12 protein-coding genes are annotated in these 12,618 nt (G+C 44.7%); all 12 read left to right on the top strand.

The features are described 5' to 3' along the window. The first annotated feature begins 301 nt into the window (after positions 1-301). The 12 genes from ABU165_RS02080 to ABU165_RS02135 all read left to right on the top strand — a co-directional run bounded on the left by ABU165_RS02080 (position 302) and on the right by ABU165_RS02135 (position 12,526). Positions 302-700 (top strand): cytidine deaminase, encoded by a 399-nt coding sequence (locus ABU165_RS02080; protein WP_101550334.1) that lies wholly within the window; start codon positions 302-304, stop codon positions 698-700. Continuing rightward, positions 693-1,622: a GTPase Era gene (era, locus tag ABU165_RS02085; protein WP_009791401.1), complete on the top strand. Its 930-nt coding sequence runs from the start codon at positions 693-695 to the stop codon at positions 1,620-1,622. Before ABU165_RS02080 ends, era begins: the two co-directional genes overlap by 8 nt. 156 nt (positions 1,623-1,778) lie before the next feature. Further along, positions 1,779-1,922 carry a YqzL family protein gene (locus tag ABU165_RS02090; RefSeq protein WP_009791402.1) on the top strand — a complete coding sequence of 48 codons (144 nt, stop codon included), beginning with the start codon at positions 1,779-1,781 and terminating at the stop codon, positions 1,920-1,922. A gap of 29 nt (positions 1,923-1,951) precedes the next feature. After that, complete coding sequence (gene recO / locus ABU165_RS02095; protein WP_009791403.1) at positions 1,952-2,713, top strand: DNA repair protein RecO; 762 nt, start codon at positions 1,952-1,954, stop codon at positions 2,711-2,713. Between the two features lie 798 nt (positions 2,714-3,511). Beyond that, a complete protein-coding gene (gene glyQ, locus ABU165_RS02100; protein ID WP_022544204.1) occupies positions 3,512-4,408 on the top strand; it encodes a glycine--tRNA ligase subunit alpha in 897 nt (298 codons plus the stop codon). Beyond that, positions 4,395-6,467 carry a glycine--tRNA ligase subunit beta gene (gene glyS / locus ABU165_RS02105; RefSeq protein ID WP_253618026.1) on the top strand — a complete coding sequence of 691 codons (2,073 nt, stop codon included), beginning with the start codon at positions 4,395-4,397 and terminating at the stop codon, positions 6,465-6,467. Before glyQ ends, glyS begins: the two co-directional genes overlap by 14 nt. A gap of 185 nt (positions 6,468-6,652) precedes the next feature. Further along, entirely contained in the window at positions 6,653-7,288 is a 636-nt protein-coding gene (gene ccpN, locus ABU165_RS02110) for a transcriptional regulator CcpN (protein WP_022544203.1), read from the top strand. Positions 7,289-7,312: 24 nt separating this feature from the next. Continuing rightward, positions 7,313-8,131, top strand: coding sequence for a pyruvate, water dikinase regulatory protein (locus ABU165_RS02115; RefSeq protein WP_009791407.1), 819 nt, complete (start codon positions 7,313-7,315; stop codon positions 8,129-8,131). 278 nt (positions 8,132-8,409) lie between these two features. Continuing rightward, positions 8,410-8,877, top strand: a complete 468-nt coding sequence (locus ABU165_RS02120) for a YaiI/YqxD family protein (protein ID WP_224951682.1) — start codon at positions 8,410-8,412, stop codon at positions 8,875-8,877. 45 nt (positions 8,878-8,922) lie between these two features. Beyond that, the gene (gene dnaG, locus ABU165_RS02125; RefSeq protein WP_318059547.1) at positions 8,923-10,734 is read left to right on the top strand and encodes a DNA primase; all 1,812 of its coding nucleotides are present in this window, start codon (positions 8,923-8,925) and stop codon (positions 10,732-10,734) included. A 48-nt stretch (positions 10,735-10,782) separates the two neighbouring features. Further along, entirely contained in the window at positions 10,783-11,907 is a 1,125-nt protein-coding gene (gene rpoD / locus ABU165_RS02130) for an RNA polymerase sigma factor RpoD (RefSeq protein ID WP_009791410.1), read from the top strand. 97 nt (positions 11,908-12,004) lie between these two features. Continuing rightward, a complete protein-coding gene (locus ABU165_RS02135) occupies positions 12,005-12,526 on the top strand; it encodes a hypothetical protein (RefSeq protein WP_318059546.1) in 522 nt (173 codons plus the stop codon). Positions 12,527-12,618 lie beyond the last annotated feature (92 nt).

Below are 12,618 nucleotides of genomic sequence, written 5' to 3' on the forward strand. Positions count from 1 at the left end.
GTATGCCGTTCTTTTTTAAATTAGGGAAAATAATGAAATGAAACCGTATGTACAATCAAATACTGATATTTACAAACTTGCCTGTAATTTTATAAAAGAAAAGCGGGAATAGATTTTGGGCTTTCTTGAAAACGCTGTCTGATTTGGTTAAAATGACAGAGCATGTAATGAGATAGTGTGTCCGTTTTTGGAAAATTCAAATTTTTTATTACGATTTTGCTACAATCAATGAAAATCTTGCAAAAATAAGGTAAAATATAAGAAGGAGAATACTCCCCTCCTTCGAAAGGAAGAATGACTGATGAAGACGGAAGTGTTGATTGAAGAAGCAAAAAAAGCAAGGGACAAAGCATATGTGCCATACTCCAATTTCCCGGTGGGAGCAGCCCTTCTGACTGAAGACGGTAAAGTATACCATGGCTGCAATATTGAGAACGCGGCATACAGCATGTGCAATTGTGCTGAGCGCACTGCACTTTTCAAAGCATATTCCGAAGGAGACAAAAAATATACAGCAATGGCAGTTGTAGCTGATACAGAGCGTCCGGTTCCTCCATGCGGAGCCTGCCGCCAGGTTATTTCAGAATTATGCCCAAATACGATGAAAGTGGTTTTGGCGAATTTAAAAGGGGATATAAATGAATTAACAGTAGAAGAGCTGCTGCCTGGAGCTTTTTCACCGGAGGACCTTAATGAATAAAGAATGGAATAGCAATCGCGAACAAACTCATAAATCTGGATTTATATCTATTATCGGACGGCCTAATGTTGGTAAATCAACATTCTTAAACAGAGTCATTGGCCAGAAAATCGCCATCATGAGCGATAAGCCCCAAACCACAAGGAATAAGGTACAGGGTGTGCTTACAACCAATGATGCTCAGTTTATATTCATTGATACACCAGGGATCCACAAGCCAAAGCATAAGCTGGGCGACTTTATGATGAAGATAGCGCAGAATACGCTGAAAGAAGTGGACCTTATCCTGTTTATGGTGAATGCCGAAGAAGGCTTCGGCCGCGGCGAGGAGTTCATCATCGAGAAATTTCAGAATGTGAAGACTCCCATCTTCCTTGTCATAAATAAAATTGATCAGATTCACCCTGATAAGCTTTTTTCCATCATTGAATCCTATAAAGAGAAATACGGCTTTAAGGAAATCATCCCGATATCAGCGCTGGAAGGGAACAATGTGGATACGCTGCTGGAGCAGATCAAGCAGTATATACCGGAAGGGCCGCAATTCTATCCGGCAGACCAGGTGACAGACCATCCTGAAAGGTTCATTGTATCCGAGCTGATCAGGGAAAAGGCTTTGCACTTGACCAGGGAGGAGATTCCGCATTCCCTTGCTGTAGTGATTGACAAGATGGAGAGGCGCGAAGACAAGGATGTCATAAATGTGATGGCTACTGTCATTGTAGAACGCGATTCCCAAAAAGGGATTGTCATTGGGAAGCAGGGCGCTATGCTCAAGGAAATCGGCAAGCGGGCCAGGACAGATATTGAAAATCTGCTGGGCTCGAAGGTCTATCTGGAACTATGGGTAAAGGTGCAGAAGGATTGGCGCAACAAAATGAGCCAGCTGCGTGATTTCGGATTCAGAGATGATGAATATTAAAGGGCGATTCAGCCATAACTAACCTATTTCACCTCAACTGGAATTATGCAGACTTTTTATTAACAATTATTACGTCTTATGATTTTCTAATGACAGGCTATGATAAAGGTATGGAATTAATAATTGCTAGTTAAAAATCGAAAGGTGGGGTTTCCAATGTTGGATTTTACCTGGAAGGTCTTCAAGCAGACAGGTAATATTGACACATATCTTCTTTTTAAGGAGCTTGAAAAAGAAACTCAGGATTTGCCCGGAAGCAGTGAACATGAACTAGCAGAAGTTGATTTTCCCATCTCATAGGTTTGTCTCTTGCAGGGATGGTGGCATAAGTGTTTGAAAAATGCGAAGGAATCGTATTGAGAACAGTCAATTATGGTGAATCCAATAAAATAGTTACTCTTTATACCCGGGAATGGGGTAAGGTTGGCGTGATGGCCAGAGGTGCAAAAAAGCCTAACAGCAGGCTTTCGGCTGTCACCCAGCCTTTTACTTATGGCTACTTCCTCGTTCAGAGAAGCAGCGGGCTGGGGCTTATGCAGCAGGGGGAAATGGTCTCCTCCATGCGCTCGATCAGGGAGGATATCTTCCTGACGGCATATGCCAGCTATATTGTGGATCTGACTGATAAAACAGTCGAAGAGAAGAAGCCGAATCCGTTCCATTTCGAACTGCTTCATCAGACTTTGAATTATATGAACGAAGGCTATGATCCTGAAATCATGGTGAATATTTACGAAATGAAAATGCTCAATTCCCTTGGACTTTATCCGGTCCTGGATAAATGCTCTGTCTGCGGAAGCACTGATGGGCATTTTTCTTTTTCCATCAGGGAGGGCGGTCTCATTTGCCACCGTTGTCTGGAGAAAGACCCGTACCACTATAAGATTTCGCCGGCAGCTTTAAAACTCCTGCGCCTTTTTTATTATTTTGATTTGTCGAGGCTTGGGAATATATCAGTAAAGCCGGAAACCAAAGCGGAACTGAAAAAAATTATCTCAGCCTACTATAATGAATACTCCGGCCTCAGTCTGAAAACCAGAAAGTTCCTGGACCAGATGGATAAGATGGGCGGTTTCTTTGAAAAAGGATAATGCCTGAGGGGAGCTCACAGTCATTCTCCGATACAGGCCCCCTCCGCGTTTCGATTGTCAGCTGGAAAGCTTAGGCCCTCGAGTCTTAAGCCACCTAAGGACAGAAGGCAAAGAACGCCTTCCATCCTTAGGCGTCTTAAGCTTGTCGGGCCTGAACAAGGCTTTTGCGATTTCGATTGTCCAGCTGCAGGGGCCATCGGCTCGAGTCATAAGCCAATCCGGCCAGGAGGTTAAAGAACAACCTCCCGTCCGGCTCGTCTTATGCTTGAGGCCCGCAGGACGCGGGTCATGCAGACGTTGCCACAGGACGTGGCGTTTTTAGTCTGCGTTCCTTGACAGCAAACGCCTTCCGCTTTTCGATATTGTCCAGCTGCAGGCGTTAGCCCCTCGAGTCTTAAGCCAATCAGATCAGAAGGTTAAAGAACAACCTTCCGCTCTGCTCGTCTTAAGCTTGTCGGGGCTGAGCAAACGCCTTCCGCTTTTCTGTATTGACTTTTATTTTGTTTTGTTTTATGATTCTCAATAATTAATAGTTCTGCTATGAAGGAAAGAAGTAGTCCGAATGATCTGTAGAAGCGAGTCCGGGATGGTGTGAGCCGGATTATGGGTGTTGGATGAAGGGCGTTCCTGAGCGGATTGCGTGCTTTGGGCACATAAGGTGGCTGCATTGAATGGCAGCAAATAGGGTGGAACCGCGGGTAACTCTCGTCCCTATGCTTTTTGGAGCATAGGGATGGGAGTTTTTTTGTGCTTTTTCCCAATGCTCTGATTACACAAATACCTATTGGAGGTGCCAGGATGAATATTCAAAATATGATTCTGACTTTGCAAAAGCACTGGTCAGAGCAGGGCTGCATCCTTATGCAGGCTTATGATGTCGAGAAAGGTGCAGGAACGATGAGCCCGTACACGTTTTTGCGTGCAATTGGGCCTGAGCCATGGAATGTGGCCTATGTAGAGCCTTCACGCCGCCCGGCGGATGGAAGATATGGCGAAAATCCAAACCGCCTTTATCAGCACCATCAATTCCAGGTGATCATGAAGCCGTCTCCTGACAATATCCAGGAACTGTATCTGGATTCTCTTCGCGCCCTTGGAATTAATCCTTTGGAGCATGATATCCGGTTTGTGGAGGATAACTGGGAGAATCCTTCCCTGGGATGTGCCGGATTAGGCTGGGAAGTGTGGCTTGATGGAATGGAAATTACGCAATTCACCTATTTCCAGCAGGTTGGCGGCATTGAATGTAAGCCTGTTTCTGTGGAAATCACATACGGAATCGAGCGTCTTGCTTCGTATATCCAGGATAAAGAGAATGTCTTTGATCTTGAGTGGACTGAAGGCTTTACTGTAAGGGACATCTTCCTGCAGCCTGAATATGAGCATTCCAAGTACACATTTGAAACCTCTGATCCGGATATGCTTTTTAACTTGTTTAATATTTATGAAAAAGAAGCCCACAGGCAGATGGAAGAAGGTTTGGTTCATCCGGCATATGATTATGTGCTGAAATGCTCCCATGTTTTCAACCTGCTTGATGCGAGGGGAGCCATCTCTGTAACAGAAAGGACCGGTTATATTGGACGCTGCCGGAACCTGGCGCGGAAGGTCGCAAAAACATTCTATGAAGAACGGGAAAAATTAGGCTTCCCGATTTTACAGCGGAAGGGAGAGATTGAAAATGGCGAAGCGTGATTTATTGCTTGAAATCGGCCTTGAGGAAATGCCGGCAAGATTTGTAACAGATTCCATCAACCAGCTTGCTTCCAAAGTGGAAAAGTGGCTGGAGGAAAAGAAGGTGCCGCACGGAGGCATCAGCGCCTTTTCAACTCCCCGCCGTCTTGCTGTTCTTGTAAAGGATGTTAGTGAAACACAGGAGGATATCCATGAAGAGGCGAAAGGTCCGGCCAGAAAAATCGCCCAGAATGAGGCTGGAGAGTGGTCAAAGGCTGCGGTCGGCTTTTCCCGGGGCCAGGGCATGGACGTGGATGATATTTATTTTAAAGAAATAAATGGCATTGAATATGCACATGTAAATAAGTTCATTAAAGGAGCCGAGACTGCTTCTATCCTGCCGGAGCTGAAGGATATCGCGGAAAGCCTTACTTTCCCTAAAAATATGCGCTGGGCAGACAGGGATATGAGGTATGTAAGGCCGATTAAATGGATTATGGCTCTTTTCGGCCAAGATGTAATCCCGTTTGAAATAGCCGGGGTGCCTGCATCCAACTGGACTCTCGGTCATCGTTTTCTTGGGGAAAAGGTGGAGCTCACTGAGCCTGCAGAATACGAAAAAAGCCTGCTTGGCCAGTTTGTCCTTGTCAATGCAGAAGAAAGAAAAAGTGGGATCCGCAGCCAGATTGAACGCTTGGCAGAGGAAAATAACTGGGTGATTCCAGTGGATGAGGATCTGCTGGAGGAAGTAACAAACCTTGTCGAGTATCCAACGGCGCTCTTCGGAAAATTTGAGGAGGAGTTTCTTGAAATTCCTGAGGAAGTGCTGATCACTAGCATGAAAGAGCATCAGCGCTATTTCCCTGTCAAGTCTGCAGAAGGAAAGCTGCTGCCTTACTTTGTCACTGTGCGCAATGGTGACCATAATCACCTTGAACAAGTGGCAAAGGGGAACGAGAAAGTGCTTCGCGCCAGACTCGCTGATGCAGCTTTCTTTTACCAGGAAGACCAGAAGATGGATATTGAGTCAGCGCTTCAGAAGCTCGGCAGCATCGTCTACCATGAGGAGATCGGCACCCTTGCTGAGAAAGTTGAACGAGTTAGAAAGCTTGCCAATGAGCTGGCAGAATCGCTTTCTCTCAATCCTGAAGAAAAGAAAACGGTTGACCGTGCCGCAGAAATCAGCAAGTTTGATCTGGTGTCACAGATGGTATATGAGTTCCCTGAATTGCAGGGCTTCATGGGTGAAAAATATGCTGCCCAAAAAGGTGAGGATGCCGCTGTTGCTAAAGCCATCAATGAGCATTATATGCCGCGGAATGCAGAGGATTCTGCACCTGAAAGCAATGAAGGTGCAGTCCTTGCAGTTGCAGAGAAATTGGATACGATTTCTTCCTTCTTTGCAATTGGCATGATTCCAAGCGGCTCGCAGGATCCATACGCTTTAAGAAGGCAGGCAGCAGGCATCGTCCAGATCCTCGCTGTTAAGGGATGGAAGCTTGAGCTTGAAGAAGTGATCAAGAAGTCGCTTGCCCTTGTCAAAGAGTCAGGCGTCGGAAAGAAAGAGGAAGAGCAGGTATATGATGAACTGCTGTCCTTCTTTAAACTCCGCATCAAGCATACTCTGCAGGAGCGCAGCATCCGCTACGATATTATTGATGCCGTTTTATCAGGAAAGATCGGTTCAATGGCTTCTTTAATTAAGAGAGCGGAAGTATTGAATGCCCACAAAGGAGAAGACGGTTTTAAAGAGAGCATGGAGGCTTTGAGCCGTGTGCTGAATATTGCTTCCAAAGCAGAACACCCTGCAGCAGTTGATCAGGGGCTTTTTGAAAATAAGGAAGAAACGGAGCTGTACAGCCGTTTCCTTGAAGTTTCCGCAAAGATCGGCAATGGTGTTGAAGAGGAAGAATACTATATGCTGCTCGTATCTATGAGACCTGAGATCGGTGCCTATTTCGAAAATACAATGGTCATGGCCGATAACACTGCTTTGAAGGAAAACCGTTTAAGCATGATGGCCGAAATCGCATCACTGATCCAGGCATTTGCCAAGGTAAACGAAATAGTAGTCAAGTAAGAAGTAATTTTTGCTTTTTAGCTTGCTAAAAGATATGATTATGCAGAGAGCCTGTCAAAAATTCCGACAGGCTCTTTGAAATTTTTTCCTATATGCCAGGTTAAATGTTAAAACATTCTTTTCATTTATAGCAAATAGTATATAATATTTTTATAAAAGTATAACATTATTAGCTGGCAAGCAAGGTGGTGAGGACAATAGAGCTTAATAAAAGACAAGAATTAATATTGGATATCGTGAAAGAAAATGGACCAATCACAGGTGAACATATTGCAGAGAGGCTGAACCTGACAAGGGCAACCTTAAGGCCTGATTTGGCCATATTAACCATGGCGGGCTATCTGGATGCAAGGCCGAGGGTAGGCTATTTTTATACTGGCAAGACAGGTGCCCAGCTTCTGACTGAAAGCCTGCAGAAGCTGCTGGTGAAGGATTATCAGTCCATACCGGTGGTCGTGAATGAAAATGTATCGGTCTATGATGCGATAGTTACGATGTTCCTGGAGGATGTCGGTACATTATTCGTTGTCGATCAATCTTCTCTGCTGGTCGGCGTCTTGTCCAGGAAGGACCTGCTGAGGGCAAGCATCGGAAATCAGGAGCTCACAGCCCTTCCGGTAAATATCATCATGACGAGGATGCCTAATATTACAACCTGCAAAAAAGACGATCTGCTGATTGAAATAGCCAATCTGCTGATCGAAAAACAGATAGACGCTTTGCCGGTCGTGAAAGAAACCGATAAGGGCTTTGAAGTAACAGGCAGGATCACAAAGACCAATTTGACAAGGGCGTTCCTTGCTCTTGCAGAACAAAGGTGATTTAGAAGAGAGGATGGATGAGCAATGGGTACAGTGCCGATCATCTATGTTGTTTCCGATTCAGTGGGGGAAACAGCAGAATTAGTGACGAAAGCGGCCATCAGCCAGTTCAATGGCAGCGATCTGACAATAAAAAGATTTCCTTATGTTGAAGATAAATTTAATATCGATGAGGTATTATCGCTCGCGAAAATGGACCAGGGAATGATTGCTTTTACATTGGTAAAGCCTGAAATCCGCAGTTATATGGCAGAAGCAGCAGCCAGGGAAAATATTTATGCGATCGACATCATCGGGCCATTGATGGACAGGATCCAGTCGATCTGCGGGGAAACCCCCTTGTATGAGCCGGGCCTTGTCAGGAAGCTGGATGATGACTATTTTAAAAAGGTGGAAGCAATCGAGTTTGCTGTGCAGTATGATGACGGCCGCGATCCACGGGGAATCCTTAAGGCTGATATTGTTCTTGTCGGCGTTTCAAGGACCTCGAAGACGCCTTTATCCCAATATCTCGCACACAAGCGGCTTAAAGTCGCGAATGTCCCGCTCGTTCCGGAAGTTGATCCGCCTGAAGAGCTGTTCCAGGTATCGCCTTCCAAGTGCTTTGGCTTAAAAATAAGCCCTGAAAAGCTGAATAATATCAGGAGGGAAAGGCTCATTTCACTCGGTTTGAGCGATAATGCCAGCTATGCCAATCTTGAACGGATCAAAAGCGAGATCAGCTATTTTGACCAGATTGTAACCAGGATCGGATGTCCTGTGGTCGATGTTACAAATAAGGCAGTGGAAGAAACGGCAAACGTCATTTTTGACCTTTACCGGAGAAATATTTCTGCAAAGTAGCACATACTCTTGTGAATATGTGCTTTTTCTAATTTTAGGCAGTACATTCCGGTTAATGAGAAAATTAGGGCTGTACAGTAAAAAATAATGGCAAAACTGACTTTTATGCACTATAATAAAAAATTGTGATAAAAATATTCATCATTAGGTTTAGACTTACCACATAACGAATAAACTATTTATTGTGAGAAGTCAAGGCAGGCATCTAAAAAAAATTCGACATGAATCTCTTATGAAAAGTTGCTCTATTAAAGAAGGAATATGCGGAGTGATGTAGAATTACTAGTACATTAGGGAAAAGAAGCATCCTGGTTGACGCTGATTCTTGTCCTGTTAAGATGGAAATTGTCGAAATTGCCAAAGGCTTTGAAATCGAACCGGTTTTCGTCGCTTCCTACGCACATATGGTAAATGACTTTGGCGGGGCTGTCTGGAAGTTTGTTGATTCAAGCAAAGAAGCAGCAGATCTGTTCATCATGAATCATGTGAAAAAGGGGGACGTTGCAGTCACACAGGATATCGGCCTAGCCTCAACGCTGCTGCCTAAAGGGGTTTATGTTCTTTCTCCCAGGGGAACCTTATACGAAGAAGAGCATATCCATACAGCTCTGGATATGAGGTATCTCAGTGCCAAAGCAAGGCGCCGGGGGCAATATGGAAAAGGCCCTAAGCCTTTCACCCAGGAAGACCGGAGCAGGTTTGTGAAGCAATTGACAAAGATTTTGTCGAATCTTGCAGGAAAATAGCTTTTTTATCACGAATACCTCATAAGTAAAATTGGAGTTGTTCTCATGGCAGAGCGAATTTCCGAAGCGAAACTGGATGAAATCCGGCAGGCTACAGACATTGCCGATGTAATCGGTGATCATGTTCAGCTCAAGAAACAGGGGCGGAACTATTTTGGCTTATGTCCATTCCATGGAGAAAACTCGCCATCTTTTTCTGTTTCCCCGGAAAAGCAGATTTACCATTGCTTTGGTTGCGGAGCCGGAGGGAATGTGTTTTCGTTCCTGATGGAGCATGAAGGCTATTCTTTTCAGGAAGCTGCTGTCAAACTTGCAGAAAGAGCGGGGATTCAGCTTGATATTGAAGCCGCATCCGCAAAGCAGAGCTCGCTGCCCGAAAATCTCCAGCAGATGATAGAGGCGCATGAGCTTCTCCGGAAATTTTACCATCATTTGTTAATGAACACAAAGGATGGCCAGCACGCACTGGAGTATTTGCTTGACAGAGGCTTTACCAAAAAGTCGATTGAGAAGTTCCAGATCGGTTATTCCCTGGATTCATGGGATTTTGTATGCAAGTTCCTTGTAAAAAGGAAATTCAATCCTGAATTCATGGAAAGAGCTGGGCTTATCATCAAAAGGGACAGAGATGGCAGTTATTTTGACCGCTTCCGCGATCGGATCATGTTTCCGATCTTTGACCGCAAAGGAAACACGATTGCTTTTTCCGGAAGATCGCTCGGGGCCGGAAATGAGCCCAAATATCTAAACAGTCCGGAGACAGCAATCTTTAATAAAAGTAAAATCTTGTATAATTTCCACCTGGCAAGACCGGCAATCCGCAAGACACACCAGGCGGTCCTTTTTGAAGGGTTCGCGGATGTTATTGCTGCAGACCGTTCTTCTGTTGAGAACGGGGTTGCCACAATGGGGACTGCATTGACGCCTGAACATGTTGCAATGCTCAGGAGAAATACTGAGTCTGTCACCATTTGCTATGATTCGGATAATGCCGGAATAGAGGCGGCCTTTAAAGCCGCTAAAATGCTGTCTGAGGCTGGCTGCGGCATCAAGGTTGCCATGCTGCCTGATGGCATGGACCCGGATGACTACATCAAACAGCACGGAGCTGAAAAGTTTCGCAATGATGTAATCGAGTCCAGCATTACCCACATGGCGTTCAAGTTTCTTTATTATAGAAGGGGCAAAAAGCTCCAGGATGAAGGAGATCGGCTTCTATATATAGAAGAAGTACTTAAGGAAATCAGCCTTCTTGATAAGGCTGTTGAAAGAGATCATTACATGCGCCAGCTGGCTAATGAATTTTCTCTGTCACTGGAAGCGCTGAAGCAGGAGCAAAAGCAGATATACTTTGCCGAGAAACGAAAAAACCAGGGCAGTTCTGCCCCAGCACAAAAGAAGCATATGATCGTTTCACGGCGCCAGGATTCGCTCAAGCCTGCTTTTCATACAGCTGAAAGAAGATTGATTGCCCATATGCTGAGAAACAGCGATACTGCTTATAAAGTCCAGGAGCTTCTCGGAGGCAGCACCTTTAACATTGATGATCATCAGGCTATCATTACTTATTTATTTGCTTTTTACGAAAAGGGGAATAGCCCCGATCCAAGTGCCTTCTTAAATTTCGTTGAAGATGCAAAGCTTAAGCGGATCATTGCGGATATCGAGATGATGTCGGTTAATGATGAGCTGACTGAGCAGGAGCTCAATGACTATATTAAGCAGGTGTTGAATTATCAAAAGATGTTAATGATAAAGGAAAAGCAGGCTGAAGGGAAGGAAGCCGAACGGCAGAATGACTTTGCAAGGGCTGCAACGATTGCAATGGAAATTATTCAACTGCGTAAATTGCTATAGATAAGCTTTTATACGACTGGTTTGTGATTTTTGGAAGGAGGGGGACTTATGGCTGAAAAGTCAGCCCGTTCAAAAGAGGTTGATTCAGAGTTGACCATGGAGCAAGTGAAGGAACAGTTAACGGAAGTAGGAAAGAAAACCGGGGTGCTCGCATATGACGATATCGCGGAAAGGCTTTCCAACTTTGAATTGGATTCCGATCAGATGGATGAGTTTTATGAGTTTCTTGGAGATCAGGGGGTAGAGCTTGTCGGCGACAACGATGATGCGGATCCTAATGTCCAGGAGCTTGCCAAGGGTGAAGAGGAATTTGATTTAAACGATTTAAGCGTTCCTCCAGGAGTTAAAATTAATGATCCCGTCCGCATGTACCTGAAAGAAATCGGGCGTGTGGATCTTCTTTCTGCACAGGAGGAAATTTCCCTGGCCAAGCGGATCGAGGAAGGCGACGAAGAGGCAAAGAGAAGGCTGGCGGAAGCCAACCTGAGGCTCGTAGTCAGCATTGCCAAAAGGTATGTCGGAAGGGGCATGCTGTTCCTTGACCTGATCCAGGAAGGGAATATGGGCCTGATCAAGGCAGTTGAGAAATTCGATTACCGTAAAGGCTACAAATTCAGTACGTATGCAACATGGTGGATCCGCCAGGCCATTACAAGGGCGATTGCCGACCAGGCAAGGACGATCAGGATCCCTGTCCATATGGTGGAAACAATCAATAAGCTTATCAGGGTGCAGCGTCAGCTTCTCCAGGATCTCGGCCGCGAACCGACTCCGGAAGAAATTGCGGAAGACATGGATCTGACACCGGATAAGGTCAGGGAGATTCTTAAGATTGCCCAGGAGCCTGTTTCACTTGAAACACCGATTGGGGAAGAAGATGACTCTCACCTCGGCGACTTCATTGAAGACCAGGATGCGACTTCGCCATCTGAGCATGCTGCATATGAGCTCCTGAAAGAACAGCTTGAAGACGTCCTTGATACGCTTACAGACCGTGAGGAAAATGTCCTGAGGCTGCGTTTCGGGCTTGATGACGGGCGTACGCGCACTCTGGAAGAGGTCGGAAAGGTCTTCGGCGTAACCAGGGAGCGTATCCGCCAAATCGAGGCGAAAGCACTTCGCAAACTGAGGCATCCAAGCCGAAGCAAGCGGCTTAAAGACTTCCTCGAATAAAAAAACATTGTCAGAAAATAGTTTACTTCTTAAAATAGAGGTAAACTATTTTTTTTTGAAAAAAATGCCTTTGGATTTCCGGACGGGATGGGTGGATATGGATAGAGCGAGAAAAGACATGATTGTAAAAGAAATTTTATACTGGAAGGATAATCGCATGCTTCCTGAGCATTATTGTGATTATCTGCTTGCTTTGTATACAGAAGGGAATCGGCCGAAGGATAAAGCTCGAAAGGCAAAAGGGTTTTATTTTCTCAATATCATTCTCTTGCTGCTGATTCCTCTGTCGCTGTTATTCATTTATTTTACTGAATTATCTTTCATTTTGCAAATGGGCCTTCTGATTTTTTTTACAATTACTGGAGTTTCTCTTGCTATTTATTTTACTAATAAAGGAATTGCGCCGCAACTGCCTCTCGCTGTTTCGGCTTTAATATTGCTCTTGATATCGGTTGAAATGGCATCTCATTTTTTCCCGCATCATAATACAGCCTTGTATGGAGCTTTAATGCTTAATTGTCTGCTTTGGATTGCGGCTGCCTTGAAATTCCGTCAGCACTATTTTGGAATATCCGGCCTGGTAGGACTCATCATCATTGTTATTTCTATTTTCATATAATAAATTAAATTTTAAAGTTTTTAAATGTTGAGAAAATTAATTCCTTCCTCGTATAATGGTAATGAAAGCGTATACAAAACTTCGAGGGGGAT

Origin of the sequence: Cytobacillus sp. T106, from assembly GCF_040492155.1 — a bacterium.
Classification (GTDB): domain Bacteria; phylum Bacillota; class Bacilli; order Bacillales; family Cytobacillaceae; genus Bacillus_AB; species Bacillus_AB infantis.